This window comes from Brevundimonas vesicularis (assembly GCF_027105095.1).
GTDB classification, from domain to species: domain Bacteria; phylum Pseudomonadota; class Alphaproteobacteria; order Caulobacterales; family Caulobacteraceae; genus Brevundimonas; species Brevundimonas vesicularis_E.
The window spans coordinates 2,241,725-2,267,898 of record NZ_CP114278.1 but is presented as its reverse complement, the minus strand read 5'-3'; the positions used below and the strand labels follow the sequence as shown (position 1 = coordinate 2,267,898).

28 protein-coding genes and 4 tRNA genes are annotated in these 26,174 nt (G+C 65.1%); 23 read left to right on the top strand and 9 right to left on the bottom strand.

What is annotated here, in order from left to right; genetic code table 11:
• Nucleotides 1–42: 42 nt before the first annotated feature.
• From O2K97_RS11335 to O2K97_RS11310, 6 genes are all read right to left on the bottom strand, one after another.
• A complete protein-coding gene (locus O2K97_RS11335; protein WP_269219324.1) occupies nt 43–738 on the bottom strand; it encodes a hypothetical protein in 696 nt (231 codons plus the stop codon).
• Complete coding sequence (locus O2K97_RS11330; RefSeq protein ID WP_269219323.1) at nt 735–1,904, bottom strand: isovaleryl-CoA dehydrogenase; 1,170 nt, start codon at nt 1,902–1,904, stop codon at nt 735–737. Before O2K97_RS11330 ends, O2K97_RS11335 begins: the two co-directional genes overlap by 4 nt.
• 43 nt (nt 1,905–1,947) lie before the next feature.
• The gene (locus tag O2K97_RS11325) at nt 1,948–3,093 is read right to left on the bottom strand and encodes a glycoside hydrolase family protein (RefSeq protein WP_269219322.1); all 1,146 of its coding nucleotides are present in this window, start codon (nt 3,091–3,093) and stop codon (nt 1,948–1,950) included.
• 78 nt (nt 3,094–3,171) lie between these two features.
• A complete protein-coding gene (gene mgtE, locus O2K97_RS11320; protein WP_066551775.1) occupies nt 3,172–4,590 on the bottom strand; it encodes a magnesium transporter in 1,419 nt (472 codons plus the stop codon).
• A 65-nt stretch (nt 4,591–4,655) separates the two neighbouring features.
• Nucleotides 4,656–4,740 (bottom strand) — tRNA-Leu (locus O2K97_RS11315).
• A gap of 180 nt (nt 4,741–4,920) precedes the next feature.
• On the bottom strand, nt 4,921–5,172 hold the full coding sequence (locus tag O2K97_RS11310) for a FliM/FliN family flagellar motor switch protein (protein ID WP_017505209.1): 252 nt from the start codon (nt 5,170–5,172) through the stop codon (nt 4,921–4,923).
• 65 nt (nt 5,173–5,237) lie between these two features.
• On the opposite strand from O2K97_RS11310, the gene lipB reads away from it, so the two are divergent.
• From lipB to O2K97_RS11290, 4 genes are all read left to right on the top strand, one after another.
• On the top strand, nt 5,238–5,954 hold the full coding sequence (gene lipB / locus O2K97_RS11305; protein WP_269219321.1) for a lipoyl(octanoyl) transferase LipB: 717 nt from the start codon (nt 5,238–5,240) through the stop codon (nt 5,952–5,954).
• A 135-nt stretch (nt 5,955–6,089) separates the two neighbouring features.
• Entirely contained in the window at nt 6,090–7,565 is a 1,476-nt protein-coding gene (locus tag O2K97_RS11300) for a hypothetical protein (protein WP_269219320.1), read from the top strand.
• A gap of 72 nt (nt 7,566–7,637) precedes the next feature.
• Nucleotides 7,638–8,132 carry a peptide-methionine (R)-S-oxide reductase MsrB gene (msrB, locus tag O2K97_RS11295; RefSeq protein ID WP_269219319.1) on the top strand — a complete coding sequence of 165 codons (495 nt, stop codon included), beginning with the start codon at nt 7,638–7,640 and terminating at the stop codon, nt 8,130–8,132.
• Between the two features lie 48 nt (nt 8,133–8,180).
• Nucleotides 8,181–8,768, top strand: a complete 588-nt coding sequence (locus O2K97_RS11290; protein ID WP_269219318.1) for a hypothetical protein — start codon at nt 8,181–8,183, stop codon at nt 8,766–8,768.
• Nucleotides 8,769–8,834: 66 nt separating this feature from the next.
• Here O2K97_RS11290 and O2K97_RS11285 read toward each other — a convergent pair.
• Nucleotides 8,835–8,909: transfer RNA gene (locus tag O2K97_RS11285), tRNA-Thr, on the bottom strand.
• A 110-nt stretch (nt 8,910–9,019) separates the two neighbouring features.
• On the opposite strand from O2K97_RS11285, the gene O2K97_RS11280 reads away from it, so the two are divergent.
• From O2K97_RS11280 to O2K97_RS11215, 14 genes are all read left to right on the top strand, one after another.
• A complete protein-coding gene (locus O2K97_RS11280; RefSeq protein WP_269219317.1) occupies nt 9,020–9,217 on the top strand; it encodes a hypothetical protein in 198 nt (65 codons plus the stop codon).
• Nucleotides 9,218–9,319: 102 nt separating this feature from the next.
• Nucleotides 9,320–10,609 (top strand): UDP-N-acetylglucosamine 1-carboxyvinyltransferase, encoded by a 1,290-nt coding sequence (gene murA, locus O2K97_RS11275; protein WP_269219316.1) that lies wholly within the window; start codon nt 9,320–9,322, stop codon nt 10,607–10,609.
• Entirely contained in the window at nt 10,599–11,084 is a 486-nt protein-coding gene (locus O2K97_RS11270; protein WP_066551770.1) for a DUF2948 family protein, read from the top strand. The genes murA and O2K97_RS11270 overlap by 11 nt, the downstream gene beginning before the upstream one ends.
• A complete protein-coding gene (locus O2K97_RS11265; protein WP_017505201.1) occupies nt 11,081–11,548 on the top strand; it encodes a UPF0262 family protein in 468 nt (155 codons plus the stop codon). Before O2K97_RS11270 ends, O2K97_RS11265 begins: the two co-directional genes overlap by 4 nt.
• Before the next feature lie 103 nt (nt 11,549–11,651).
• Nucleotides 11,652–11,870 carry a translation initiation factor IF-1 gene (gene infA, locus O2K97_RS11260; RefSeq protein ID WP_008261544.1) on the top strand — a complete coding sequence of 73 codons (219 nt, stop codon included), beginning with the start codon at nt 11,652–11,654 and terminating at the stop codon, nt 11,868–11,870.
• A complete protein-coding gene (locus O2K97_RS11255) occupies nt 11,871–12,452 on the top strand; it encodes a Maf family protein (RefSeq protein ID WP_269219315.1) in 582 nt (193 codons plus the stop codon).
• A complete protein-coding gene (locus O2K97_RS11250) occupies nt 12,449–13,483 on the top strand; it encodes a ribonuclease E/G (RefSeq protein WP_269219314.1) in 1,035 nt (344 codons plus the stop codon). Before O2K97_RS11255 ends, O2K97_RS11250 begins: the two co-directional genes overlap by 4 nt.
• 3 nt (nt 13,484–13,486) lie before the next feature.
• A complete protein-coding gene (locus O2K97_RS11245; RefSeq protein WP_269219313.1) occupies nt 13,487–13,687 on the top strand; it encodes a DNA gyrase inhibitor YacG in 201 nt (66 codons plus the stop codon).
• Between the two features lie 27 nt (nt 13,688–13,714).
• Nucleotides 13,715–13,790, top strand: a tRNA-Phe gene (locus tag O2K97_RS11240).
• 533 nt (nt 13,791–14,323) lie between these two features.
• Nucleotides 14,324–15,205 (top strand): MotA/TolQ/ExbB proton channel family protein, encoded by an 882-nt coding sequence (locus O2K97_RS11235; protein ID WP_017505197.1) that lies wholly within the window; start codon nt 14,324–14,326, stop codon nt 15,203–15,205.
• 5 nt (nt 15,206–15,210) lie between these two features.
• Nucleotides 15,211–15,645 carry an ExbD/TolR family protein gene (locus O2K97_RS11230; RefSeq protein WP_017505196.1) on the top strand — a complete coding sequence of 145 codons (435 nt, stop codon included), beginning with the start codon at nt 15,211–15,213 and terminating at the stop codon, nt 15,643–15,645.
• A 14-nt stretch (nt 15,646–15,659) separates the two neighbouring features.
• A complete protein-coding gene (locus O2K97_RS11225; protein ID WP_066622824.1) occupies nt 15,660–16,373 on the top strand; it encodes an energy transducer TonB in 714 nt (237 codons plus the stop codon).
• 123 nt (nt 16,374–16,496) lie between these two features.
• Nucleotides 16,497–16,573: transfer RNA gene (locus tag O2K97_RS11220), tRNA-His, on the top strand.
• A 113-nt stretch (nt 16,574–16,686) separates the two neighbouring features.
• Complete coding sequence (locus O2K97_RS11215; RefSeq protein WP_269219312.1) at nt 16,687–17,673, top strand: aldo/keto reductase; 987 nt, start codon at nt 16,687–16,689, stop codon at nt 17,671–17,673.
• A gap of 71 nt (nt 17,674–17,744) precedes the next feature.
• Here the strand turns inward: O2K97_RS11215 and O2K97_RS11210 are convergent, their stop codons facing one another.
• Nucleotides 17,745–18,167 carry a DUF2147 domain-containing protein gene (locus tag O2K97_RS11210; RefSeq protein ID WP_017505193.1) on the bottom strand — a complete coding sequence of 141 codons (423 nt, stop codon included), beginning with the start codon at nt 18,165–18,167 and terminating at the stop codon, nt 17,745–17,747.
• Nucleotides 18,168–18,368: 201 nt separating this feature from the next.
• Between O2K97_RS11210 and O2K97_RS11205 the strand changes: the two genes are divergently transcribed.
• From O2K97_RS11205 to adhP, 3 genes are all read left to right on the top strand, one after another.
• Complete coding sequence (locus O2K97_RS11205; RefSeq protein ID WP_017505191.1) at nt 18,369–19,343, top strand: GAF domain-containing protein; 975 nt, start codon at nt 18,369–18,371, stop codon at nt 19,341–19,343.
• A gap of 135 nt (nt 19,344–19,478) precedes the next feature.
• The gene (locus O2K97_RS11200) at nt 19,479–20,996 is read left to right on the top strand and encodes an aldehyde dehydrogenase family protein (protein ID WP_269219311.1); all 1,518 of its coding nucleotides are present in this window, start codon (nt 19,479–19,481) and stop codon (nt 20,994–20,996) included.
• A gap of 142 nt (nt 20,997–21,138) precedes the next feature.
• Nucleotides 21,139–22,167: an alcohol dehydrogenase AdhP gene (adhP, locus tag O2K97_RS11195; protein WP_269219310.1), complete on the top strand. Its 1,029-nt coding sequence runs from the start codon at nt 21,139–21,141 to the stop codon at nt 22,165–22,167.
• 70 nt (nt 22,168–22,237) lie between these two features.
• Here the strand turns inward: adhP and ligA are convergent, their stop codons facing one another.
• Nucleotides 22,238–24,571 carry an NAD-dependent DNA ligase LigA gene (gene ligA / locus O2K97_RS11190; protein ID WP_269219309.1) on the bottom strand — a complete coding sequence of 778 codons (2,334 nt, stop codon included), beginning with the start codon at nt 24,569–24,571 and terminating at the stop codon, nt 22,238–22,240.
• A gap of 120 nt (nt 24,572–24,691) precedes the next feature.
• Here ligA and O2K97_RS11185 point away from each other — a divergent pair, with 120 nt between their 5' ends.
• Both O2K97_RS11185 and O2K97_RS11180 read left to right on the top strand, forming a co-directional pair.
• Entirely contained in the window at nt 24,692–25,648 is a 957-nt protein-coding gene (locus tag O2K97_RS11185) for a M28 family peptidase (protein ID WP_269219308.1), read from the top strand.
• Nucleotides 25,645–26,136 carry a hypothetical protein gene (locus tag O2K97_RS11180; protein WP_269219307.1) on the top strand — a complete coding sequence of 164 codons (492 nt, stop codon included), beginning with the start codon at nt 25,645–25,647 and terminating at the stop codon, nt 26,134–26,136. The genes O2K97_RS11185 and O2K97_RS11180 overlap by 4 nt, the downstream gene beginning before the upstream one ends.
• Nucleotides 26,137–26,174: the final 38 nt, after the last annotated feature.

The following is a 26,174-nucleotide window of genomic DNA, read 5'->3' as shown; positions in this document are numbered from 1 at the left end:
GCGGAGACAAGGCGTCAGCCGCCGAGCAGTTCCCACTATCGCCTAGAACGGCCATTTACTGGGGAGGGAGAAGACATTTTCGAAAGCTTGATCGGTAAGAGTCAAAAATCTCTCTTCTTGGTCTTTAAGCTCTTGAATCAATACGCTCTTAGTTCGCCGCTCAGCATCCTTTCGTCTTGATGTCATAAGTGCGACAAAATTCTTATCCGAAACCGCATCGGATGATAGAAGTTCCAGAGTCTTTAGTTGCTCAACAAGTGGATGATGGGCATCGTATTCATGTGTATGACGGTGGCGGGCATATAGGATACTATCAGATTGCTTTTTATAAGCGGCCATCTCTTTTTTAATATCTGCCTCTAATCCAGCAGCACAGGGGCTTAACTTAAGCAAATCGACGAGATTTCGAAGACGTTCTCTAGCGGTATATTGGCTATCCCAGCTTTGAATGAAAACGATATGGGCTCGTTCTGATAAGGGGAGCGACGCTAGTCGAAGTATGACTTTTCGTGTTGATGCTGAGGTGATAAGCGCTTGCCTTGCCATGATGAAAGAGAAAGCAAGTCTTTTAAAGCGGTATTCTCCCTGAGAATCAGAAAACGGATTGCGCTCTTTGGCGCCGCTTTCAGACAGAAGGTCCTCGTTGAATGCGGCCTTCATTTCAGGTGTCGGCACTAAACCGCTCACTGAATCGAGCAGCGCTTGCTGAAAGCGATCGAAGGTCGGACCTTTGTTCACCCGCCCAGCAGTTCCCGTCCGATCAGGAAGCGGCGGATCTCGTTGGTGCCGGCGCCGATGTCATAGAGTTTGGCGTCGCGGACCAGTCGTTCGACCGGCCATTCCTTGGTGTACCCGGCGCCGCCCAGGGCCTGAACGGCCTCCATCGTCACCTTCACCGCATTTTCGGACGCCAGCAGGATCGCACCCGCCGCGTCGTAGCGCGTTGTCAGGCCGGCGTCGCAGGCTCTGGCGACCGAATAGACATAGGCGCGGGCGCTGTTCAGGGCGACGTACATGTCGGCGATCTTGCCCTGCATCAGCTGGAACGAGCCGATCGGCTTTCCGAACTGCTTGCGGTCGCGGACGTAGGGCAGGACCGTGTCCAGCGCGGCTTGCATGATGCCAAGCGGACCGGCGGCCAGAACGGCGCGCTCATAATCCAGGCCGCTCATCAGCACGCCGGCGCCGCCGCCCAGCGGACCCATGATGTTCTCTTCCGGCACTTCGCAATCTTCGAAGACCAGTTCGGCGGTGTCGGACCCACGCATACCCATCTTGTCCAGCTTCTTGGAGACGCTGAAACCCTTCATGCCCTTTTCGATCAGGAAGGCGGTGCAACCCTTTGATCCGGCTTCCGGATCGGTCTTGGCATAGACGACGAGGGTGTCGGCGTGGGGGGCGTTGGTGATCCAAAATTTCGTGCCGTTCAGGACGTAGCGATCGCCCCTCTTTTCAGCGCGGGTGCGCATCGACATAACGTCCGAGCCTGATCCGGCCTCAGACATGGCCAGCGAACCGACATGTCCGCCGCTGATCAGCTTGGGCAGATATTTCTGCTTCTGCTCGGCCGTGCCCCAGCGCCGGATCTGATTGACGCACAGGTTGGAGTGGGCGCCGTAGCTCAGGCCGATCGAGGCCGAGGCGCGCGACACTTCCTCCATCGCCACGACATGTTCGAGATAGCCCAGGCCAAGGCCGCCGAACTCTTCCTCGACGGTGATTCCGTGCAGGCCCAGTTCGCCCATCTCGGGCCAGAGCTCGCGTTTGAACTCGTTCTTTTCGTCGATCTCGGCGGCCAGCGGGGCCAGGCGATCGGCGGCCCAGCGGGCGGTGGTGTCGCGGATGGCGTCGGCGTTATCGCCAAGGCCGAATTCCATGGATTGGGGCGCGAAGGGAATGCTCATGCGCTAGGGCGTAGCATCGAGCACGGGCTTTCGCCAAGCGCTGTCAGACGCGGTCAGCCCGTCCCCAGCGCCGATAGCAGTTGTAGCCCGACACCCCCAGGCAAGCGGCGGCGACCAGGATCAGGACCCATGCGACCGTGGCGGTGTCGCTGCTGTTCGATATCGACGCGCGGCGAAAGGCGGCCATAGCGACGCCAAGGCACAGAGCGCCCAGGCCGCCCATGATGACGAAGGTCAGGGTTTCACCCAGGCCCGAGCGCCGCTTGGCCCGAGCGCGGGCCACGACGTCGCGCGTGCTCAGCACGTCTTCGCTGGCTGCCGCATCCCCCTCGATGGCCGGTGCGGCGGCGCTGTCGGCAGGCGCGGCTTCGGCCAATCCAGGCGCGGTCAGCGCCACGCTGGTCTTCTGCGCATCGGCGAAGCCCGACGGCGTCTCCGGCTGTTGGGTTTCAACCAGGGCGTGGATGTCGTTGGCGGCGATGATCGGCGCAGCGACGGAGACGGTCTCCGATTGCCCGGTCAGCGGCACGACGTCCGGGACCAGGCCGACAGCCGTTGCAGCATAGACGGCGTGCGGCTGAGGCGCAGTGGTCGCTTGAGGCAGCGCTACGTCGTCCTGGGCCGGGAAGGGGGCGACGGCTTCATCCAGGGCGCCGTCGACGGCGGGCAGGGTCGGCTCGTCCGTCTCGAAAGGAGACGGCAGGGGCGCTGCGAGAAGATCCGCCAGGGTGACCGGCGCGCCGGGTGCGGCGTTGAACAGCGCGTGTTCGGCCGAGCGACGGCGGGTCGGGGTCTCGGCTGCGGCTTCATCGGCCCAGGCGCTCATGGAGGCGGACGCCTGACGAGCAGATCCTGCATTCAACTGCTCGACCACGTCGGAGGCGGCGAACCTGTCCGCGCCGATGGAAAAGGCGAAACTGGCCAGGGCGTCGAACTGATGCTGGTTGAGGGGAATGCGGACATGATCGGTCACGGCCTTCACGACCGGGATCAGGTCGTACTGCATCAGCAGTTCGGCCTCGGCCTCGGAAACCCTCGCGCCCTCGCGAGCCGACTGGGTGTGGCCATAGCCGATGACCCAGCGACCGTCGCTGCGCTGCATGGCCCGAGGCCGGAAGCCTTCGAAACTCTTGATCAGCAGGACGCCCTCGCGGGACACCTTGCTGGGTTTGGGGAGGACGTCAGACACAGTTGACCCAATTGGAAACAGGCGCGCGGCGCTCGCACCGCTCCCAGCAAGGGCCGCGCCGGATCGTCCGCGTCGTGTCTAGAGCAGCACCAGTGTGGCCAGACCAAGGAAGATCAAGAAGCCGAAGAAGTCGGTGGTCGCCGTGACGAACACGGCCGATGACACGGCCGGGTCGAACTTCAGCTTGGACAGGGTCAGGGGCGTCAGGACCCCGATCGAAGCGGCGACCAGCAGGTTCAGGATCATGGCCGCGCCGATCACCAGGCCGATTTTCCAGTCTTCGTCCCGGAACCAGAAGCCGGCCGCGATGCCGATCAGGGGGGCCAGGATCAGGCCGTTGGCCAGGCCGACCATCATCTCGCGCCAGAAGGTGCGCGGGGCATTCGAACTGTTCAGCTCGCGCGTCGCTAGGGCGCGTACGGTCACCGTCAGGGCCTGGGTGCCGGCGTTGCCGCCGATGGCCGAGACGATCGGCATCAGCACGGCGAGGGCAACGATCTGCTGGATGGTGGCCTCGAACAGGCCGATGACGCTGGCGCCCAGGGCCGCCGTCGCCAGATTGATCGCCAGCCAGGGCACGCGACCGCGCACGATCTCGGGCACGGACGAACCCCGGTCCTCGTCGGCGACACCGGCCAGACGCAGGATGTCCTCGCGGTTCTCTTCCTGAATGATGTTGACGATGTCATCGACGGTGATCTGACCGACCAGCCGACCGGCCGCGTCCACGACGGGCGCCGAGATCAGGTGGTATTTCTCGAAGATGTAGGCGACCTCTTCCTGATCCTGATCGACGGCGATCTCGTTGATGGGCTCCATAAGATCGGTCAGGGCGACGGTGCGGGCGGCTCGCAGCAGGCCGCTGATCGGCACGCCGCCGACCGGGCGGTTCAGCGGATCGACCACATAGATGTCGAAGAACAGCTCGGGCAGGTCGTCGCCCTGTTTGCGGATGTGGTCGATGGTGTCGCCCACGCTCCAGAACTGGGGCGCGGCCATCACCTCACGCTGCATCAAACGGCCGGCGGATTCTTCCGCATAGCCCAGGCTGCTTTCGATGGCGGCGCGATCGACCTCGGGCATGGCGGCCAGAACGCGCTCGCGCTGGTCGTCTTCCAGGTCTTCGACGACGGCGGCGGCGTCGTCGGAATCCAGTTCCTGCAGCGCCTCGGCCAGGGTGCCGTGCGGGACACGCTCCAGCACTTCCTCGCGGATATTGTCGTCCAGCTCGGGCAGGGTCTCGGCCAGAAGCTCCGGCGGCAACCACAGCACGACGACGGCGCGGTGTTCCGCCGTCAGAAAGCCCATCAGGTCGGCGACGTCGGCCGGGTGCAGGTCTTCCAGTAGTGAGCGCAGCCGCATCCCGTCGCCGTCGTCGGCGGCGTCCACGACTTTCTCGACGAATTGAGGGGTGAGGACATAGTCCTCGTCCAGGGCGGCGTGGTCTTCGTTATCGAGCGTCTCGTCTGGAGCAAAGGCGGTGTCCGTGGTGCTCACGTGGTCGCCTCCCTTGGTAGAATGTCCAGCCGTACTTAGCCGATGAATCGCCCTGTTTAGCCAGATGGTGCGGTCGAGAAGACTCGAACTTCCACGGGTTGCCCCACAGCGACCTCAACGCTGCGCGTCTACCAATTCCGCCACGACCGCTCGCATCGGAGCGGCGGCGAATAGACGAAGCCGTTGGAAAAGGAAAGGGCGAATTCAGTGGCGAGTGACGAGTGGTCAGTGCCGAGGACATCAAAGCGGTTTCAGGCAACGCCGCGACCAGGGTTTGACGACGGAAAGCAGAGTGAGCTCACTCGTCACTAACCACTCGCCACTGACTGATCAGGCGGATCCGGCCATGAAATCATACACGTCCGCCTGGCGGGTGACGGTGATGGCGATACGGTCGTCCCGGATCTCGATTTCGCCGCGCGCGACCGGATAGTTGTTGGCCAGAATCCAGACCTCGTCGCCCTCGGCAGCGTCCAGGGGAATCACCGCGCCGCGACCCATGCGCAGCAGTTGCGACATCGGCAGCACCGAGCGACCCAGAACCACTGAGATTTCGACATCGACGGCGTTGATCTGGGTCACGTAAAGCTCTCTTCACTGGAGGGCCGTCTCTTGCAGAAACGCCCTGGCGATCACATTGAAGCCTCATGCTTGCTGAGCCGTTAAGCCCATCCCTTCAGAAACTGCGTCTCGACGATGACCGACCGGTCGAATGGGCCGTGTCGAAAGGCTACGTCGATTATGCGGCCGCAGAGGCCTTCATGGAGGCGCGCGTCGCGGCCATTGCGGCGGGCGAGGCGAATGAGATGGTCTGGTTGCTGGAGCATCCGCCGCTCTACACCGCCGGCGTCTCGGCCAAGGACGACGACCTTCTGGATGCCGGCCGGTTTCCGGTGCATCGCACAGGGCGGGGCGGACAGTTCACCTATCACGGGCCGGGACAGCGCGTGGCCTATGTGATGCTGGACCTGAACCGACGCGGCAAGGACGTGCGGTGTTTCGTGCGCGGGCTTGAGCTGTGGCTGATCGGCGCCCTGGAGACGTTCGGCGTGACGGCCGACATCCGGCCGGGTCGCGTGGGCGTGTGGGTCGAGCGCAAGGGGGCGGGCTGGTCGCGTGAGGACAAGATCGCCGCCATCGGCGTCAAGGTCCGCAAATGGGTCAGCTTCCACGGCATCAGCCTGAACGTGGAGCCGGATCTGGATCATTTCGGCGGCATCGTCCCCTGCGGCATTCAGGAACACGGCGTCACCAGCCTGGTCGATCTCGGCGTTCTGGCGACGATGGACGAGGCGGACGAGGCCTTGAGGCGCAGCTTCGATCGAATATTCGGCGCAGCGGTCGAGGCGTCGGCGCCGCTTTGACGCGCGCCGCATCGCCGCAGCCCATGTGACAATCGGGCGAAATCCCGCGCGGCGGGGTTGGCAAGCGCCGGACGCATGGGGTTTAACCTTTCCCACGAGCTTGAAATCAAAGGGCGCAGGAAACCCATGAATCGAATGATCGCAGCCGCATCGGCCGCCGTTCTGTCGCTGACCGTCGCCGCCGGCGCCGCTGTCGCACAGGATTATCGCGCCCTGGCGCAGCAAGACCTCCAGGCCGCGCATGACGCCCTGGCCGCCAACCACCCCGCCGCCGTGATTCCCGGCGCGCCCAGTCAGGCTTTCCGCAGCTGGATCGATGCGGGTCTGACGGACGCTCAAGGCAAGGTCGGACGCGTGAACAGCGGCGACAGCCACGCCTATCTGATGCGCTACTACGCCAACGGCTTCCGCGATTCGAACATCGCGATTCGCCCGACCTATGAAGGCCTTGGCCCCTTCTTCGCGACCAGCTGGCCGGGCGTCACCACGGCGTGGCGCAACGGCGAATATGTCGTCTCCTATGTGAAGCCCGGCGTTCGCAACGTGCCGCCGCTCGGCGCCACCCTGGTCAAGTGCGGCGACAAGACCGCCGCTCAGCTGGCCGAAGAGCGGCTGGACCGCTGGGAAGGCGATCTGACGACGGAAGCCGGGCGTGTCCGCACCGCGCCCTATCTGCTGTGGAACCGCAACAATCCCTTCACCGGCGGCGTGCCGTCGCTGTGCACCTTCAAGGTCGGGCGTCGCGATCGCGACTTCCAGATGCAGCCCCAGCCGGCCGACGCCGCCAGCCTGGAAGCCGCCTATCGCGCCACCGTCTATACGCCGGGCGCCAATCCGCTGTCGGTCGAGACGGTCAACGGCCGTCCGTGGATCAACGTTCACACCCTGGCTGACGACGCCGGATGGGACGCCTTCTACGCCGCTGTCGAAGCCCAACTGCCCGCCATTCGCGGCGCGCAGGGTCTGGTCATCGATCTGCGCGGCGCAAACGGCGCGTCGCTGAATGCGACGGGCAAAGGCTATGGCCTGGCCAACCGCATCTGGACGCCGGAGTTCACCGTCAGCCGTCAGCCTGAAGCCGGCTCGATCACCTACCGCGCCACGCCCGCCAACCGTCAGTGGTTCGCCGACACCCTGGCCCGCATGCAGGCCGACCCGCGCTTCGTCGCCGAATCCGGCCCGGTGATCGAACAGACCCAGGCCATCGTCGCCGCCTTCGATTCGGCCCTGGCCGCCAACCAGCCGACCTTCACCATGCCGGGCCGTCCTTCCGTGGCGGACACGGGCGCAGCAAACCCCGTGGCGGGTTCGGTTGTGGTCTTGGTCGATAGCGGCTGCACTAGCGGGTGCCTGGATACGCTGGACCTGCTGACGCGCCTGCCGAACGTGCGCCTGGCCGGATCGGTCACGGCCGAGGACTCGATCTTCATCGAGCCGACCGTTCTGCGCCTGCCGTCGAACTATGCCGAGCTGACCTATGGGCATAAGGCCTGGACCACGCGTCAGCGCGGCAACGATGCGCCCTTCACCCCGGCGCAAGGCCTTGCCTACACCGGCTCGGCGACGGACGAAGCGGCCGTGCGCGCCTGGGTGGGCACGCTGTTCCAATAAGGAACGGTCGGTCGAATGAACGAGGGGCGGGCAGGGGTGGAACCCTTGGCCCGCCCTTCTTATTTGCAGTCCATGACCGATCTCGCCCAAACTTCCGAATCCCTCCGTTCGCCGTCGGGCTATGACCTGACCCCGCCGAACGCTGAAGAACGCGCCCGGCTCGAAGCCGATCTGAACCCTGAGGAAAAGCGCGTCCTGCTGTCCCATGGCACGGAGGCGCCCTTCTGCGGCACTCTGCTGGGCGAGAAGCGGGCCGGCGTCTTCTGCTGCCGCGAATGCGGCTTGCCGCTGTTCAAGAGCGGAACCAAGTTCGAAAGCGGCACCGGCTGGCCCAGCTTCACCCAGCCGGTCGATGAAACGCACGTCCACGCGATCCGCGACACCAGCTACGGCATGATCCGGATCGAGACCCAATGCGCCAGGTGCGGCAGCCACCAGGGTCACGTCTTCCCCGACGGGCCGCCGCCCACCGGAAACCGCTATTGCATCAACTCGGTCGCGCTCAGTTTCGTAGCCGAGGGCGACGCTCTGCCGGACCCCCTCAACCGCGGCGACGGCGTCGCCTGACCTTGGCCTCAATCGCTGTGCTAGGATGACGTCGAACGGAGGTGGCCTATGCTGATCGCAAGTCTCTTGGCGGGTGTGGCGCTGGCGGCGTCGGACGGTGATCCGGACGGCGTGGTGACGACGGCGCCGACAAACGCGCCCACCCTGGCCCAGGCCCTGGCGGCGGCGCCTGAGGCGTCGTTGACCGCGCCGACAGCTCAGGATGCCGCTCCGCACGGCATGACCACCGAACAGCAGATCCAGAACTGGATCAGCGCGCGTACGCCGGGCGCCAGCTTCGACGAAAGCGCAGAGCCCGGCGCGCCGGCCGAGCGCAAGATGCATGGCATGGTCGAGGCCGGGATCGGCACCGGGGGCTATCGCAGCTATGGCGCGGCCGTTTCCCTGCCCGTCGGCGAGAACGGTCGCCTCGACCTTGCCTACCGCGAAGGCCGCAACGAGCCGTGGGGCTACGGCTACGGTGGCTATGGCCTGCGCGGACCCAGCTTCTACTCGCCCTATGGCGGCGGCTGGCGCGGTCGAGGCTATGGGGCCGACACCACGACCAAGTCGATGTCGATGGGTTTCAGCTGGAGCAAGGACGGGGATGCGGATGACCGCGATCCCTATCGCCGCGGCCTGTACGGCTACGACTGAAGACATTTTCGTCCGACCTGGAAATCAAAAAGGCCCGGCGAAAGCCGGGCCTTTTCAAGTCTCAGATGGTGCCGCCGGGGGGAATCGAACCCACGACCTCAGCCTTACCAAGGATGCGCTCTACCACTGAGCTACGGCGGCCCCGACTGAGGAAGCGGCCGTATAGCCAAACCCTTCCGGGGAGGGAAGCGGCTTTTTGACGATCTGAAAGAAAGTTTGGACATGGCCTGTGATCACGGCATCATCGCACCATGACTCGCACGCCGCATGACGCCGATACGCCCTCCGCCGCCGCGCAGGCGACGCCGATCGTCGAATCGGGGGCTGAATTCGAGAAAGCGCGCGCAAAGGCGGAAAAGGCCATGCGGCTTGCCTCCGCCCTTCGCGCCAACCTGCGACGCCGCAAGGCGCCCGCGCGGACGCCGGCCGCGCCGCGCGACAGCAACTGAAAGTCATCGGCTCGCGATCACGCAGCCCTTTGGCAAGCGCCCGCCGGCTTGCTAGAGAACCTTCCCCCCGAGGCGTTGGCATCGGGCGCGCTTAAGGACGTCATGGACAGCATCGCCATTCAGGGCGGCGCCCAGCTTTTCGGGGACATTCCCGTCAGCGGCGCCAAGAACTCCGCCATCAAGCTGATGGCCGCCTCGATCCTGACGGATCAGCCTTTGCTGCTGACCAATATGCCGCGCCTGGCCGACACGCGGTTCCTGGGTCAGTTGCTGCGCCAGTTCGGCATCGAAGTGACCGAGCGTGACGGCGCCGATGGGCAGGAGAGTCTATTCCACGCCAAGGACCTGACCTCGACCTTCGCCCCCTATGATCTGGTGCGCCAGATGCGGGCTTCGTTCAATGTGCTGGGGCCTCTGCTGGCGCGTACCGGCGAGGCCAAGGTCTCGCTGCCAGGCGGCTGCACCATCGGGGCGCGTCCGGTCGATCTGCACCTGCAGGCGCTGACGGCGCTGGGCGCCGAGATCGAGCTGGACGAAGGCTATGTCACCGCCCGCGCGCCCAAGGGCCTGAAGGGCGCCGAGATCGAGTTCCCCTTCGTTTCGGTCGGCGCCACCGAACATGCGCTTCTGGCCGCTGTGCTGGCTGAGGGCACGACCGTCCTGCGTCGTGCGGCGCGCGAACCCGAGATCGGCGATCTGGCCCACTGTCTGACGGCCATGGGCGCCAGGATCGAGGGCATCGACACCGACGTCCTGACCATCACCGGCGTCACGTCGCTGAACGGGACGACCTGGTCTGTGATTCCCGACCGGATCGAAATGGGCTCCTACGCCGTCGCCGCCGCCATGGCGGGCGGCGAGGTGCGTCTGACCAAGGCGCGGGCCGAACTGATCGGTTCGCTGACCGACAAGATGGTCGAGGCGGGCGTCGAGGTGTCGCCGACCGCCGACGGCGTGCTGATCAAGCGCGATCCGAAGCAGCGCCTGAAGGCCGTGGACGTCGAGACGGCCATCTATCCGGGCTTCGCTACCGATCTCCAGGCCCAGTTCATGGCGCTGATGACGACGGCGGCGGGCGTCAGCACGGTTCGCGAGACGATCTTCGAAAACCGCTTCATGCATGTGCCGGAGTTGGCGCGACTGGGCGCCGACATTTCGGTTCATGCAGGAGAGGCGCACGTCAACGGCGTCGAAGTTCTGCACGGCGCACAGGTTATGGCCACGGATCTTCGGGCTTCGATGTGCCTGGTCATCGCGGGCCTCGTCGCCGAGGGCGAAACGACGGTCGGACGCGTCTATCATCTGGATCGCGGTTTCGAGCGTTTGGAAGAAAAGCTCGGCGCATGCGGAGCCGACATCCGCCGCATAAAGGGAACAGGTGATGAGCACTGAGATCGACGGCGTCATCCCCGAAGCCAAGGCGCCGGTCGAACCGCTGCGCCTGCTGGCCGAGGACGCCGACGATCTTCAGATCATCTCCGCCGCCCTTCAGGACGCGATTCTGCGGCCCGTCGACATCGTCTGGGAAAAGGCCGCCAGGACCCTGACCATCGCGTTCAGCCGTTTCTGCTGGGAATGCGGCGGGACGCGGGTGATGTGCGCCATGCAGTTCGGCGACGTATTAGCGGTCAAGAGCCGTCGCTTGTCGCGCAGTCCCGACGCCTCGCTCGAGCTGCTCGCGCTCGACTTCATTCCGACCGAGGACCTGAGCGGACGCGTCATACTGATGTTCGCTGGCGGCGGCGACCTGCGAATCGACGTCGAATGCCTGGACGCCGTGGTCACGGATATTTCCGACCGCTGGCCCGCACGGATCGCGCCGACCCACCTGGACACGCCCGAACTGGACGAAGGGACTGCGGCATGAGCGCCGATCACAAGCTGGCCTCGGTCGAACTGGACGCCGCGACCCTGCCGGCGGCGACGGCCGAGATCGAGCACGAGCGTCGGGTCGCCATCTTTGATCTGGTCGAGAAGAACAGCTTCGAGCCCGTCGGCGCCGAGGGCGGACCCTACAGGCTGAAGTTGTCGCTTCAGGACAATCGTCTGGTGTTCGACATCGACGGCGAGAACTTCACGCGCACCTACGCCATCAGCCTGACGCCGCTGAAGGGCGTGATCAAAGACTATCTGATGATCTGCGACAGCTACTATGAGGCTCTGCGCGGATCCTCGGCCAGCCAGATCGAATCGGTCGACATGGGCCGCCGCGGCCTTCACAACGAAGGAGCCGAGCAGCTGAAGACGCGACTGGACGGCAAGATTGTGGTCGATCACGAGACGTCACGGCGCCTGTTTACATTGCTCTGCGCCCTCTACCGTCGCGGCTGACCTCGACTATCTCTGTGTTTTCGGGCATTAGGCCCGTCCATTCCGCCCCTCGCCCCCGCCCGGCGTGGGGTCGAACGCATATTCAACGGGCGTGAGAGGCCGCATGGCTAAGGAAGAACTGCTCGAGTTTCCCGGCACCGTCAGCGAACTGCTGCCGAACGCCACCTTCCGCGTGACGCTCGAGAACGACCACGAGATCATCGCCCACACCGCCGGCAAGATGCGCAAGAACCGCATCCGCGTCCTGGCCGGCGACAAGGTGCTGGTGGAAATGACCCCTTACGACCTGACCAAGGGTCGCATCACCTATCGCTTCAAGTAGGTGGCTGCGGGTCGCCCCGAACTGGTGCTGGCTTCGGCCAGCCCGCGCCGCATCGAACTGCTGGCGCAGGTCGGGATCACGCCCGACCACATCGATCCCGCCGATATCGACGAAACGCCTCTGAAGGGCGAGACGCCGCCGCGTCTGGCAGAGCGGCTCGCCACCTCGAAAGCGCGGGTTGTCGCAGAACGCCGTGCTGGCGCGGTCGTCATTGCCGCTGATACGGTGGTCGCTGTCGGGCGTCGCTTTCTGGAGAAAGCGGCGGATGAGGCCGAGGCGACGCGTTTTCTGAAACTGCTGTCCGGCCGCAATCACCGCGTCTTCACCGGCGTCGCCGTCTGGCGCGACGGGAAAATGTCGTCGCGCGTCAACGAAACTCGCGTGACTTTCAAGCCCTTGTCCGATCACGAGATCGCCGCCTACGTCGCCACGGGCGACTGGCGCGGCAAGGCCGGCGGCTATGGCATCCAGGGCCCAGCGGCCGCCTTTATTCAGCGAATCGTCGGCAGCCATCCGTCTGTGATGGGCCTGCCCGTCTATGAGGCCGTCCAGCTTTTGCACGGCGTCGGCTGGCGTTCATGAGCGGCGCAGTCGAGGTCTTCCTCGACGAGACGCCTGGCGAGACGCGTGGCGTGATCATGCGGGACGGTCGCTGCACTCATCTTTTGATCCATCGTGAGGATGATGCGGCGCAGACCCGGCTCGGCGCCCACTCGGTGGGGCGTGTCATCGAGGTGAACCCCGGCTTGCGCGGCGCCTTCGTCGATATCGCCGCGCCGGCCGCCGCCTTTCTGCCGTTCCCGAGAAATGACCGACTTACGCAAGGCCAACGGCTGGAAGTCGTCGTCACCGCCGAACCTCGAGCGGGAAAAGGGGCGGTGGTTCGTCGTCTGGGGCCGGGGGAGGGGACGCCTCGTCTGATTCAAGCCGCGCCCAGCATAGCCGATCAGTTGCGCGATCTCGCGCCCGGCGAGGAATCAGTCACCGGCATCGCCGCTATCGACGCCGTGGTCGAGGCGGAGGAGGAGGCTCTGGCTCAGTCGATCGTTTTCGCCTCACATGGAATCGATCTCGCCATCGAACGCACGCGCGCCTTGGTGGCTGTGGACATCGACTTCACCTCCACCCCCGGTCGTGATCCGAAACAGGCGAGGGCTGCTGCGAATCGCAAGGGGTTGAAACAGGCGGCGCGCCTGATCGGCCTGCGGAACTGGGGCGGCTTGGTCGTCATCGACATGATCGGGGATGGCACGGACGCCGAGGCGCAGTCAAAGGTCGCGCGGGCCGCGTTCGGCTACGAACCTCAGACCGTCTTCGGACCCGTCAGTCGATTCGGCCTGTTGCAGATGTCGCTTCCCTGGCGCCGCACGCCGATCGAGGAGGTTCTGCTCGACGCCGGCGGACGCCCGCCCGTTCAAGCGCGGGCCTTGTCTGTCGTGCGCGCTTTGCGGCGACAGCTTCTGGCCGATACCTTGTCGCCGCGCATCATTGCGCGCTGCGCGCCGGAAGAAGCCTTGATTGCTCATCCGCTGGCGGACCGTCTGGGACCGCGAGCGGTGATCCAGGCCGATCCCGCGATCCCGGCTGGGCGCGGACGAATAGAAGAGGGTTGAGCCGTGGCTTCCTGTCCCATCTGCCGCAACGCCGACGCCGATCCCAAGTACAAGCCCTTCTGCTCACGCCGCTGTTCGGACGTGGATCTTCAACGCTGGTTCACAGGCGCCTACGCCATTCCGGTCGCCTTGGACGAGGGTGCGCAAGATGATGACGAAAAGGACGGATTGGGCGCTGGACAGGCGGAAAAGCCTCCCCTATAGACCCGCCTCTCGCGACGCCGCGTCGGCGCCTGGATAGCTCAGCTGGTAGAGCAGCGGATTGAAAATCCGCGTGTCGGTGGTTCGAACCCGCCTCCAGGCACCATCTTTTCCTACACCCTGAAAATCGATTGTTTCGGACGCATGATCCTGCGCTGCGGCCTTTGCGCCGTCCTTGGGTTTCAGTCGGCTTGTAGCGATCAGCCCTACAATTTGCAGTATCGGGAAATGATCGCGCTCAGGATGGCCGTTTTGAACAAACTTGCTCCATCTGACGCCAGATCATCATCAAAATGTCGCGCAGCTGCACTTTAATGCGCCGGTTGGTGGAACTTTTCTCCATGTCTCTCGGCGGGTTAAAAGCCCCTCTTGTCCCTTGACGCTCCGGTAAGGGTTCGTCAAAGGGTTGAGGCGCCTTCGCAAGAAGACGTTAATGCGGATCGCCGGGGACGTGTCCCCGAAGGTTCGACCAGCGGAGACGAGGCGGGTGACCGGTTCGATCTCCACCGAAGATTTCAGCGGGCTCTGATCCTCGAAAGGACGGGCGCGTTGAAGGAAACATTTCAGGTTGGGGGGCGGTCGCTGACTATGGCCGCACCTTTGGTTCCACGAGTCAGACCAAGCAGGAACTGGCGAATTATGCTGAACAGCAAAAAGACGAATATCCTTCTCGCCATGGCCGGCGCCGCCGCGCTGATGGCGAGCTCGCCGGTCCTGGCCCAGGCCCCGGCCGAGCCCACCCCGGCCGCCTCGACTGCGGCTCCCGCAGCCGCCGCTCCGGCTGCTGGCGAAGCTGATCCGGCAACGGTGAACGACGCCGTCGGCGGCGGTCACGGCGACATCACCCCGATCTCCATGTTCATGGAAGCGACGGTCGTCGTTAAGGTCGTCATGGCCGGCCTGCTGCTGGCCTCGATCCTGTCGTGGACCCTGCTGCTCATCAAGCTGTTCGAGTTCGGCGCTCTGAACCGCAAGACCGACAACTTCCTCGAAAACTTCCGCGGCGCTCGCACCATCGCTGACATGCGCGCGGTCTCGACTCAGGAAGAGTTCGACGGCAACCCGCTGGCCGACATGGCCGCCGCCGCCACCGAGGAAATCGAACTGTCGCGTCAATCGGGTCTGTCGGTCACCGGCGATCACCTCGACTCGGCCATGGCCCGCGCTCAGTCGGCTGTCGCCGCCGTGCAATCCGGTCTGGCCCTTCGCCTTTCGGGCGGTCAGCAGTTCCTGGCTTCGGTCGGCTCGATCGGTCCGTTCGTCGGTCTGTTCGGCACCGTTTACGGCATCATGAACTCCTTCATCGGTATCGCCCAGTCGAACACGACCAACCTGGCCGTCGTGGCTCCGGGTATCGCTGAAGCTCTGCTGGCCACCGGTATCGGTCTGTTCGCCGCTATTCCGGCCGTTGTGTTCTACAACTACTTCAACACCCGCATCGCTGCTTACGGCACGCGCGCCGACGGCTTCGCCGCTGAGCTGCTGAACGGCATCTCGCGTCAGCTCGACAAGGGGGCGTAAGACGGATGGCCGCCAAGATTAAATCGGGCGGCGCTGGCAACCTGCCTCAGGCCAATAGTGATATCAACGTTACGCCTTTCGTTGATATCATGCTGGTCTTGCTCATCATCTTCATGGTGGCGGCTCCGCTAGCCTCCGTGTCGGTGCCTGTTGAGTTGCCAATCGCCGTCGCCAAGGCGGCCCCGAACCCGCCCAAGCCGGTCTATATTTCGATCCAGAATGACGGCGACGTCTATGTGGGCGACTTCCGGACCGACGTCGGAGCCCTGGGTGAAGATCTGAAGAAACAGATCGGATCCCGGAACCCGGCCGATGAGCGGATCTTCATTCGGGGCGACCAGAACACCCGTTACGGCGACTTCATGCAGGTCATGAATGCGCTGCAGGATAACGGCTTCTATAGCGTTGCGCTGGTCGGCGAAGACCAGGCGACGAGTTAGGATGCGGAGATAGTATGACAGACGTCGAATATCATCGCAGTCGCTACGACGTACCCAAGAAGAAGGGCTTCATGGGGGTGTCCTACCCCGTGCTGATCGTCTGCTTGATGGTGGTCAGCATCTTGTTCGCGTTGCTGATCTTCTTTGTTCAGCAGTCCAAGTTCAAGCTGAAGGAGTTTAACTACGTCGACGAGTCCGTCGAGGTCGAGTTGGTCGAGCCGGTTCCGCCGCCTCCGCCGCCTCCGCCCCCGCCGCCTCCGCCGACGGATACGCCTCCGCCGCCGAAGCTTCAGGTGCGCGTGCCGGCTCCGGTCCCGAACATCGTCCCCCCTCCGCCGGTCAACATCACGCCGACGAAGAAGGAAGATCGGGTTGAATACACGGGTCCGCCCGTCAATATTCCTGGACCTCCGCCTCCACCCGCACCCCCGGCTCCGGCTCGCCCGTCGACCATCACAAACGTCTCGTGGTCACGGCAACCTCGTCCCGAGTTCCCGGCTCGCGCCCAAGAGCGTGGAATCGAGGAGGGAACGGTCGTGTTGCTCTGCTCGGTTCAGGCCAATGGGTCGGCGACGAACTGCAGCGTCGTTTCCGAGACGCCCTCTGGCGCCGGGTTCGGTCGCGAAGCGCTTTCGTCCATGCGTTCCGCGCGCTTTGCGCCGGGCACGGTGGACGGGGTCGCTCAAGGTGGACAAGCGCGCTTTACGGTTCGCTTCCGCCTCCAGTAGACCTTAGCTTCTATTCGACAGAACGCCCCGGCATCCGCCGGGGCGTTTTTGTTTGTCTATGCCGCACTCTATGCTTGATTGGTTGGTGAGGCCTCGGTAGAGAACGCGCCTCGCGATGCGCGGGCCGCCTTAGCTCAGTTGGTTAGAGCGCCGGTTTGTGGAACCGGAGGTCCTCAGTTCAAGCCTGAGAGGCGGTACCATCGCAAAGCGCGGCCGGGCTTGCAGCCCGCCGTCGCCGCGACCATCTCCTGATCATCGGCCGCCATATCCGTTTTTTTAGGCCGATCCCCCATATCGACAGGAGAAGGCCCCCATGAAGACGCGCAAGTTGGGTGCGAACGGCCCCGAGGTCTCGGCCATCGGCTTGGGCTGCATGGGCATGAGCGCCTTCTACGGCGGCGCCGACGAGGCCCAGTCCATTTCCGTGATTCATCGCGCGCTCGATCTGGGCATCACCCTGTTCGACACTGCCGAGATGTATGGCCCTCACACCAACGAGGTGCTGGTAGGCAAAGCGCTGAAGGACCGGCGCGACCAGGCGTTCATCGCAACCAAGTTCGGCATCAACTATAACGCCGACCGCACCAAGCTGATGACCGACGGCAGCCCGGCCAATGTCCGTGGCGCCATCGAGGGCAGCCTGCAGCGCCTCGGCATCGATCACGTCGATCTCTACTATCTGCACCGCGTCGATCCGGACACGCCGATCGAGGACACGGTCGGGGCGATGGCGGAACTGGTAAAGGAGGGCAAGGTGCGCTTTCTGGGCCTGTCGGAGGCCGCGCCTGACACCCTGCGCAAGGCCCATGCAACCCATCCGATCACGGCGCTGCAAACCGAATATTCGCTATGGAGCCGCGAGCCGGAGGACGAGCTGTTTGCGCTCGTGCGTGAACTGGGCATCGGATTCGTGCCCTACAGCCCGCTGGGCCGCGGCTTCCTGTCGGGCGACATCACCTCCATCGACGATCTGGACGCCGACGACTTCCGCCGCACCAACCCGCGCTTCATGGGCGAGAACTTCCAAAAGAATCTGGATCTAGTCGAGGCGGTGAAGGCCATTGCGTGGGACAAGGGCATAACCGCCGCTCAACTGGCGCTGGCCTGGGTGCTGGCGCAAGGCGAGGATCTGATCCCGATCCCCGGCACCCGTCGTATCGCGACCCTGGAGCAGAATGCGGCGGCCGTGGACGTCGTTCTGACGCCTGAGGATCTCGCCCGGATCGAGGCCGTCTTCCCCAAGGGCGCGGCGACGGGGCATCGCTACGCCGAGGCGGCGCGGGCGGCGCTGAATCGCTGAGCTACAAGCCAAATGAAAAAGGCCCGGTCGGATCGCTCCGACCGGGCCTTTCGTATGTGGGCGTCCTGATCCTACTGGATGCGGGTCCAGGTCTGGGTCTTGCAGAGCGGCGCGACTATACACCCGCGCAGACGCAGGCTGTTGTCATTGGTCATGGTGATGGTGCCGCGATAGGTGCCGCCGTCGGCCGGATTATAGACCGAGCCGTTGCGCCATTCCGTCGGACCGCCGGTGAAGCCGGTCAGCATGGGCAGATTGCGCAGGGTGCGGTTCCGCAGCGAGGCGTCGCGATTGTTGGCGTCGCGCGCATTGGCGTCGCGGCGAATGTGGTCCGAGGTCACCAGCGTGCCGCACAGCGCCTGGCCGCAGCGCGCGATGCGCACTTGGCCGCCGTTGGTCGGCGTCTGCCAAAGTCCGGTTGGGTCGCCGGCCAGCGCCGGAGAGGCCAGGGCGCCCGCCAGAGCAGCGGCGGCCAGCATGATCTTGGTCTTCATGGTCGTTCCCTTGTTCAGGTCGCCTGTGCGACCCTTTGATGCACAAGGTGATCCGGCTTTCGGCCGAAAACAAGGCCGAACTGATCCACGAAGACTAACGAAAACTGGACCTTACGGAAGCTTTTGAAGCTCTGCCGGGCATCCCTTGACCTTGGCTCGGTGCGGGCGTCTGATTGGAGCGAGAAAGTCCTGGGAGACACCATGGCCGACCGGCCGGGACACAACCATGGAAGCCTAATCAAGCAGGCGCTTGAAAACGGCGCCGAGCCCGCGCGCTCGGCCCTGGCGGCGTCGTGGCGCCGATCCCTGTCGCTGTATGGCCTGGATCCCGAGGACCGGGGCATGCCGCAAACCCTGACCGAGGGGCAGTTGCGCGAGGCGCGCCAGGCGATGGAGCCGATGACGAGGGCCGCGCAAGGGGTTCTGGATCGGCTGTTTCTGGCCGTGGGCGATACCGGCTGCTGTATCCTGCTGACCAATGCCGACGGGGTGCCGCTGGAGCGCCGGGGGGCGGCGGCGGACGACGTCGCCTTTCGTCGATGGGGGCTGTGGCCGGGGGCCATATGGTCGGAGGCGGTCGAGGGCACCAACGGCATCGGGACCGCGCTGGCGGAGCACAGGCCCGTGACGATCCACCGTGACCAGCATTTCCATACGCGCAACACGGCCCTGAGCTGCACGAGCCATCCGATTCACGATCACCTGGGGCGGCTGGCGGGACTGCTGGATGTTTCGTCGTGCCGCGCCGATGCGACGGAGGGCGTGCTGGGACTGATCGCGGCGGCGGTCGCCGACGCCGCACGGGCCATCGAGGCGCAGACCTTCCGCCAGGCCTTCCACCAGGCCCGGATCGTGCTGGCGGGCGATACCGGCGAGCGCAACACGGCGGCGCTGTTGGCTGTCGACCGGGACGATATGGTGGTCGGCGCGACTCGCGCCGCACGTCTGGCCCTGTCGATCACCGATGAACGGATCGCGGCGCAGCTGGCGGCATCCGAGGTGCTCGACACGGGTTCGGTCGAGGCCGAGCTTCTGGAAGCCGAGCGAGGGGCAGTACGTCGGGCCCTGGCGCGCACTGGGGGCAATGTGTCCGCAGCGGCGAAAGCGCTGGGCGTCAGCCGCGCGACTCTGCATCGCAAACTGCATCGGCTGGGGCTGTTTCGGGAAACCCACTGAACCGACTGTCGCAGGGATGCGACAGGTTTGCACTGCACCATCGCGTTGTCGTCTGGCGGATGGGCGCAGGCCGATGGCACTTCTGGCTCCAACGACGTCGACAATCGACGCCAGAGGAAACCGTAGGAGGCCATCATGACCAAGCCCGAGTTCAGCCGCGCCGCGACCCCCAAGTTCAAGGCGCGTTACGACAACTTCATTGGCGGACAGTGGGTCCAGCCCGTCAACGGCCGCTATTTCGAGAACACCTCCCCGGTGAACGGCCGCGTCCTGTGCGAGGTCGCGCGATCGGACGCGGCCGACGTCGAACTGGCCCTGGACGCCGCACACGCGGCCAAGGACGCCTGGGGGCGAACCAGCGTCGCTGAACGCGCCGTCATCCTGAACAAGATCGCCGACCGGATCGAAGCCAATCTGCAAGCCGTCGCAGAGGCGGAGACCTGGGACAACGGCAAACCGGTGCGCGAGACCACGGCCGCCGACATCCCCCTGGCGATTGACCATTTCCGCTACTTCGCCGGCTGCATCCGGGCGCAGGAAGGCGGGATTTCGGAACTGGACCACGACACGGTCGCCTATCATTTCCATGAGCCGCTGGGCGTGGTGGGGCAGATCATCCCCTGGAACTTCCCTATCCTGATGGCGGCCTGGAAGATCGCTCCGGCCCTGGCGGCGGGCAACTGCATCGTGCTGAAGCCTGCCGAGCAGACCCCGGCATCCATCCTCGTTGTGGTCGAACTGATCCAGGATTTGCTGCCGGCCGGCGTGCTTAACATCGTTTCGGGCACGGGGGCCGAGGTGGGCGAGCCGCTGGCCACCAATCCGCGCATCGCCAAGATCGCCTTCACCGGCTCGACCGCCGTTGGCCAAAAGATCATGCAGTATGCGACCCAGAATCTGATCCCGGTGACGCTGGAGCTCGGCGGCAAGTCGCCGAACATCTTCTTCAAGGACGTGATGGATCACGACGACGCCTATCTGGACAAGGCGTTGGAAGGCTTCGCCATGTTCGCCCTCAATCAGGGCGAGGTCTGCACCTGCCCCAGCCGCGCTTTGATCCATGAGGACATCTATGAGGCCTTCATCGAGAAGGCGATCGCCCGGGTGGAATCCATCGTCCAAGGCGACCCTCTGGACCCGGCCACCATGGTCGGCGCCCAGGCCTCGGACCAGCAGCTGAAGAAAATTCTCGGCTATCTGAAGCTGGGCAGGGAGGAGGGCGCCGAGGTCCTGACCGGCGGCGATCAGGCCGCGCTCAAGGACGATCTGGCCGGCGGCTATTACGTGAAGCCCACCGTGTTCAAAGGCACCAACGACATGCGGATCTTCCAGGAGGAGATCTTCGGTCCGGTCCTGGCGGTCACGACCTTCAAGACTTTTGAAGAGGCCATGGAAATCGCCAACGACACCGAATACGGCCTGGGCGCCGGGGTGTGGTCGCGCGACATGAACACCGCCTATCGCGCCGGTCGCGCCATTCAGGCGGGACGGGTCTGGACCAACTGCTATCACCAGTATCCGGCCCATGCGGCGTTCGGCGGCTACAAGAAGTCGGGCATTGGGCGGGAGAACCACCGCATGATGCTGGACCACTATCAGCAGACCAAGAACCTGTTGGTCAGCTACAGCCCCGACAAATTGGGCTTCTTCTGATCTGCATCAAGGATGGCTGGTCGCGGATCGGCCATCCTGTGATCGCTCTCTGATCCATCGGTTCGGAGAGCATACGTCCCAAGAGGGCGGGCCGGTGTCCTGCTTCCGGCCCGTCTGTCCCCTAAAATGACGAGGATGTTCCATGCCCAGAACCATGAAGGCCGCCGTCGTGCGCGCGTTCGGTCAGCCGCTGACCATCGAAGAGGTTGCGGTGCCCGAGCCGGGTCCAGGTCAGATCCAGGTCAAGATCGAGGCCTCGGGCGTCTGCCACACCGATCTGCACGCGGCCGAGGGCGATTGGCCGGTCAAGCCGAACCCGCCCTTCATTCCGGGCCACGAGGGCGTCGGCTATGTCTCGGCGGTCGGGGCGGGGGTCACCTTGGTCAAGGAAGGCGACCGGGTCGGTGTGCCGTGGCTGTATTCAGCCTGCGGCCATTGCAAACACTGCCTGGGCGGCTGGGAGACCCTGTGTCACGACCAGCAGAATACCGGATATTCGGTCAATGGCGGGTTCGCGGAATACGCCATCGCAGACCCCAACTACGTCGGCCACCTGCCGGCCAACGTCAGCTTCACCGACATCGCCCCGATCCTGTGCGCCGGGGTGACGGTCTATAAGGGGCTGAAGATGACGGACACCAAGCCGGGCGACTGGGTGGTGATTTCCGGCATCGGCGGCCTGGGCCATGTGGCGGTCCAGTACGCCAAGGCCATGGGGCTGAATGTCGCCGCCGTGGACGTGGACGACGCCAAGCTGGATCTGGCGCGACGGCTGGGCGCGACCGTCACGGTCAACGCCAAGACGTCCAACGATCCCGCCGCCGACATCAAGGCCCAGACCGACGGCGGCGCCCAGGGCGTGCTGGTCACGGCCGTTTCGCCCAAGGCGTTCGAGCAGGCGGTTAACATGACCTCGCGCGGCGCGACCGTTGCGCTGAACGGCCTGCCGCCCGGCGACTTCCCCCTATCGATCTTCGATATGGTGCTGAACGGAACCACAGTGCGCGGCTCGATCGTCGGCACCCGGCTTGACCTTCAGGAGGCGCTTCAGTTCGCCGCGGACGAGAAGGTCAAGGCCACGGTCTCGGTCGAGCCGCTGGAGAATGTGAACAGCATCTTCCAACGGATGCGCGATGGTCAGATCGAGGGCCGCGTCGTGATGACGATCTGAAGCGCGGCCACGGCTTAGCTGCCACCCGTGTGTGCGGGCAGTTTAGGCGCGCTCGGCCTCGCCGGCGCGCCTATCCTCCGATCAGGGCCAGCCAGTCGTCCTCGGTCAGCACCTGGACGCCGTGCTTTTCGGCGTCCTTCAGCTTGGAGCCGGCGCCCGGACCGGCGACGAGGTAGTCGGTCTTTTTCGACACCGAACCCGAGACCTTGGCGCCCAGGCTTTCGGCGCGGGCCTTGGCCTCGTCCCGCGTGAAGCGTTCCAGGGCGCCGGTGAAGACGACGGTCTTGCCGGCGACCGCAGTGTCGGACTTGGGCCTTTCGGCATCGAGGATTTCGGTCAGTTCGGCTTCGAGTGCGGCGACGACCTTGAGATTATGCGGCTCGTGGAAGAAGTGGGCCAGGGCCTCCGCCGCGACGGGGCCAACGCCGGTGACGCCGGCGATCTGGTTCAGGATTTCGGACGGGCCGTCCTCGCGCGCGACCCGGGCCAGTTCGACCAGCCCGGACCAGTCGTGAACCATCGTCGCCAGAGACCGGCGGGCGGGGGCCGCCATGCCGGGGAAGGCCTGGCTGATTTTCATGTCCATCGTGGCCTCGGGCCAGGGATCGACGGCGGGGGGCGTGACCTCTGCCATCAGGGCCAGGACGCGGGGCGATATGGCGTGGGCGGCGGCCAGTTCGGTCCAGGCGTCGGACGGCACACCCGAAGCGGCCTGGAGGCAGGCGGCCTTCAGCGCGGTCCAGCTCTCGAAGGCGCGGGCCAGGACGATGGAGGTCTGTTCGCCGATATCGCGGATTCCCAGGCCGAACAGGAACCGGTCCAGCGCGATGACGCGGCGGGCGTCGATGCCGGCGACCAGATTGCGGATGCTGGTCTCGCCATAACCGTCGTCTCGCTGCAGTTCCTTCAGCCGCGTCTCGTCGCGCGCCAGTCGGAAGATGTCGGCCGGCTCCTTGATCCAGCCCCGCGCATGGAAGGCGACCAACTGCTTTTCGCCCAATCCCTCGATGTCGAAGGCGCGGCGGCCGACGAAATGCTTGAGCCGTTCGACGATCTGGGCGTCGCAGATCAGGCCGCCGGTGCAGCGGCGCTTGACCTCATCGCCATCGCGCACCGCTTCCGAGCCGCAGACGGGGCAGTGTTCAGGGAAGACATAGGGGGCGGCGTCGGCGGGACGTAGCTCGGGGACCACGCCCAGGATCTGGGGGATGACGTCGCCGGCGCGTTGCAGGCGGACCGTGTCGCCGATGCGGACATCCAGACGTTCGATCTCGTCTTCATTGTGCAGGGTGGCGTTGCGCACCACGACGCCGCCGACGGTGACGGGGTGCAGCCGGGCGACGGGCGTCAGGGAGCCGGTGCGGCCGACCTGGATGTCGATGCCTTCCAGCACAGTGGTCGCCTGCTGCGCCGGGAACTTATGGGCAATGGCCCAGCGGGGGCTGCGGGCGACGACGCCCAGGCGGCGTTGCCAGTCGATGCGATCCACTTTGTACACCACGCCGTCGATGTCATAGCCCAGGGTCGCGCGGTCGCGTTCCAGCTCGCGATAGACGGCGATCAGGCCCTCGGCGCCCTCGACCCGGCGCGAGCGGGCGTTGACGGGAAACCCCCAAGCCTTGAGCTTTTGCAGGGCTTCCCACTGGGTCTCGGCGAAGTCGCTGGAATGTTCGCCCCAGGCGTAGGCGAAGAAGTTCAGCGGGCGTTTGGCGGTGATCCGGGCGTCCTTCTGGCGCAGGGAGCCGGCGGCGAAATTGCGGGGGTTGGCGTAGGTGCGGCGGCCTTTCGCCTCGGCGGCGCCGTTGAAGGCGGCGAAGGCTTCGTTGGGCGCATAGACCTCGCCCCGGATTTCGATCCGGTCGGGCCAGTCGTCGCCGGCCAGGGTCGGCTGCACATCCGCAATGGTGTTCAGATTGGCGGTGACGTCCTCGCCCGCGCGGCCGTCGCCGCGCGTGGCGCCGATCGTCAGCTTGCCGTCGACATACAGGAGGTTGGCGGACAGGCCGTCGATCTTGGGCTCGGCGACGAAGGCGATCGGTTCGTCGGCGGGCAGTTTCAGGAAGCGTGTGATCCGGGCAACGAAGTCGCGCACCTCGCCCTCGTCAAAGGCGTTGTCCAGCGACAGCATGGGCACGCCGTGGCGAACCTCGGCGAACTGGGTTGAGGCGGCGGCGCCGACCTTGTTCGACGGAGAGTCAGGCCGGATCAAATCGGGGAAGGCGGTTTCGATCGCCAGGTTGCGCGCACGCAGGGCGTCGTAGTCGGCGTCAGAAATCTCGGGCGTCGCCTCGTTGTACAGCGCGTCGTGACGGCCCATTTCGGCGGCCAGCCAGGCCAGGGCCTCGGCGGCCGTCTCGGCGGTGAGGTCTTCGACGGGGACTTCGAGAGGAATCGCATTGGCCATGGCCGTCGTCATATCATCTGACGCGCCGCGCGTGCATCGCGCAAAGCCGATGATGACAGAACCGTAGGCTGACGAGCCGGCCGCGCTTCGCTAGGTTCGCGCGTCCCTTTCGGAGCCTGTATGACTCGTTCGACCCTCTGCCTTTTCGTCGCCGGCGCCGCCCTGATCGTCAGCGGTTGCACCGCCGTTCCCGCAACAGCGCCGAGTGCTCCGAGCGCCGTCGCGACGGTTTCCAGCCAACTGCTGGAGGACGTTCGCATCCTGTCCGCCGACGACATGCAGGGCCGCGACACGGGCTCAGAAGGCGGCGAGCGCGCGCGCGCCTATATCGTCTCGCGGCTGGAGGCCATGGGCGTCCAGGCGCCGCCGTTCGGGCGTTTGCAGCGGTTCGAGACGCCGGGCCGCACGCGCGAGGGCGTGAGGACGTTCAGCGGCGTCAACATCGTCGGCCTGATTCCCGGAACCCGCGTCGCAGACCGCTATATCGTGGTGACGGCCCACTACGACCATGTCGGCGTCAATGACGGCCAGATCTTCCACGGCGCCGACGACAACGCCTCCGGCGTGGCGACGATGCTGGAACTGGCGGCCCGACTGAAGGCCCAACCGCCGGAACACAGCGTGCTGATCGTGGCGCTGGACGGCGAGGAGCGGGGGCTGTTGGGCGCTCGAGAGTTCGTCAAGGCGCCGCCGGTGCCCCTGTCGTCACTCAGCCTGAACTTGAACTTCGACATGACGGCGCGGGCGGAGACCGACGGCCATTTGTGGGTCACCGGGACCTATCAGCATCCCAATCTGCGCCCCGTGCTGGAGGCCGTGGCGCCGAACGGGGCCGTCTCCTTCGCCTTCGGCAAGGACACCCCGCAGGACACGGGCGAGAACAACTGGGTCGACGCCTCCGATCATGGCGCCTTCCACGAGGCTGGCGTGCCCTTCCTGTACATGGGCGTCGATTATCACCCCGACTATCATCGACCGAGCGACACCATCGACAAGATCACGCCGTCGGTCTTCACCAACGCGACCGAGATCGCCATCGCCGGGTTCCGCGCCTTGGACCGGGCGCTTGATCGATGAAGTCCCCATGGGCGGTTGTGGCGGTAGTGGGCTTGCTGGGCCTGGCGGCGTGCGAGCGGCGAGACGCCGCGAAGCCGACGCCTGAAGCGGCGTTCCAGCATCGTCTGAGCGGCGATATGTCGGGCGACTATCGCCCAACAGGTGAGGGAGCGATGCAGCCCGTGGCATCGCTGTTCATCGGCCAGGATGAGGCCTTCGCCGCATGGGAAGGTGGGTCCCGCGCTTCGCCACCGCTGATCCTGTCGCTGAACGGGCCGCAAGGCGAGGTAAGAGTTCTGCCGGACGCCTATGTCGTCACCGACGATCGGGTCCAGATGCGCGGCTCGGCGCCTGGCATGGGCTTGGTGGAGTTGTCGGCGCAGATTGATCAGGGCGCGTTGGCGACGGCGCGGCGCAATCTCGGAGATCATACGCCTGTTGTCGCCGGGACGGTTTCGGTGAGCGGCCGTCGCACGTCGTTCACGCTGAGTTGGTGGGGCGGCGACTGATCTAACCGACCTGCGCTGACAGCTCGTCAAGATTGCCA

Bases quoted from the DNA above. Each gene is read 5' to 3' on its own strand.
- O2K97_RS11230 (WP_017505196.1), top strand. From the start codon at position 15,211: ATGGCCGCCAAGATTAAATCGGGCGGCGCTGGCAACCTGCCTCAGGCC.
- O2K97_RS11280 (WP_269219317.1), top strand. From the start codon at position 9,020: ATGACTCGCACGCCGCATGACGCCGATACGCCCTCCGCCGCCGCGCAG.
- ligA (WP_269219309.1), bottom strand. From the start codon at position 24,571: ATGGCCAATGCGATTCCTCTCGAAGTCCCCGTCGAAGACCTCACCGCC.
- O2K97_RS11300 (WP_269219320.1), top strand. From the start codon at position 6,090: ATGATCGCAGCCGCATCGGCCGCCGTTCTGTCGCTGACCGTCGCCGCC.
- O2K97_RS11215 (WP_269219312.1), top strand. From the start codon at position 16,687: ATGAAGACGCGCAAGTTGGGTGCGAACGGCCCCGAGGTCTCGGCCATC.
- O2K97_RS11205 (WP_017505191.1), top strand. From the start codon at position 18,369: ATGGCCGACCGGCCGGGACACAACCATGGAAGCCTAATCAAGCAGGCG.
- O2K97_RS11235 (WP_017505197.1), top strand. From the start codon at position 14,324: ATGCTGAACAGCAAAAAGACGAATATCCTTCTCGCCATGGCCGGCGCC.
- O2K97_RS11330 (WP_269219323.1), bottom strand. From the start codon at position 1,904: ATGAGCATTCCCTTCGCGCCCCAATCCATGGAATTCGGCCTTGGCGAT.
- O2K97_RS11270 (WP_066551770.1), top strand. From the start codon at position 10,599: ATGAGCACTGAGATCGACGGCGTCATCCCCGAAGCCAAGGCGCCGGTC.
- O2K97_RS11225 (WP_066622824.1), top strand. From the start codon at position 15,660: ATGACAGACGTCGAATATCATCGCAGTCGCTACGACGTACCCAAGAAG.
- infA (WP_008261544.1), top strand. From the start codon at position 11,652: ATGGCTAAGGAAGAACTGCTCGAGTTTCCCGGCACCGTCAGCGAACTG.
- O2K97_RS11290 (WP_269219318.1), top strand. From the start codon at position 8,181: ATGCTGATCGCAAGTCTCTTGGCGGGTGTGGCGCTGGCGGCGTCGGAC.
- adhP (WP_269219310.1), top strand. From the start codon at position 21,139: ATGCCCAGAACCATGAAGGCCGCCGTCGTGCGCGCGTTCGGTCAGCCG.
- murA (WP_269219316.1), top strand. From the start codon at position 9,320: ATGGACAGCATCGCCATTCAGGGCGGCGCCCAGCTTTTCGGGGACATT.
- O2K97_RS11250 (WP_269219314.1), top strand. From the start codon at position 12,449: ATGAGCGGCGCAGTCGAGGTCTTCCTCGACGAGACGCCTGGCGAGACG.
- O2K97_RS11180 (WP_269219307.1), top strand. From the start codon at position 25,645: ATGAAGTCCCCATGGGCGGTTGTGGCGGTAGTGGGCTTGCTGGGCCTG.
- msrB (WP_269219319.1), top strand. From the start codon at position 7,638: ATGACCGATCTCGCCCAAACTTCCGAATCCCTCCGTTCGCCGTCGGGC.
- O2K97_RS11185 (WP_269219308.1), top strand. From the start codon at position 24,692: ATGACTCGTTCGACCCTCTGCCTTTTCGTCGCCGGCGCCGCCCTGATC.
- lipB (WP_269219321.1), top strand. From the start codon at position 5,238: ATGCTTGCTGAGCCGTTAAGCCCATCCCTTCAGAAACTGCGTCTCGAC.
- O2K97_RS11265 (WP_017505201.1), top strand. From the start codon at position 11,081: ATGAGCGCCGATCACAAGCTGGCCTCGGTCGAACTGGACGCCGCGACC.
- O2K97_RS11200 (WP_269219311.1), top strand. From the start codon at position 19,479: ATGACCAAGCCCGAGTTCAGCCGCGCCGCGACCCCCAAGTTCAAGGCG.
- O2K97_RS11210 (WP_017505193.1), bottom strand. From the start codon at position 18,167: ATGAAGACCAAGATCATGCTGGCCGCCGCTGCTCTGGCGGGCGCCCTG.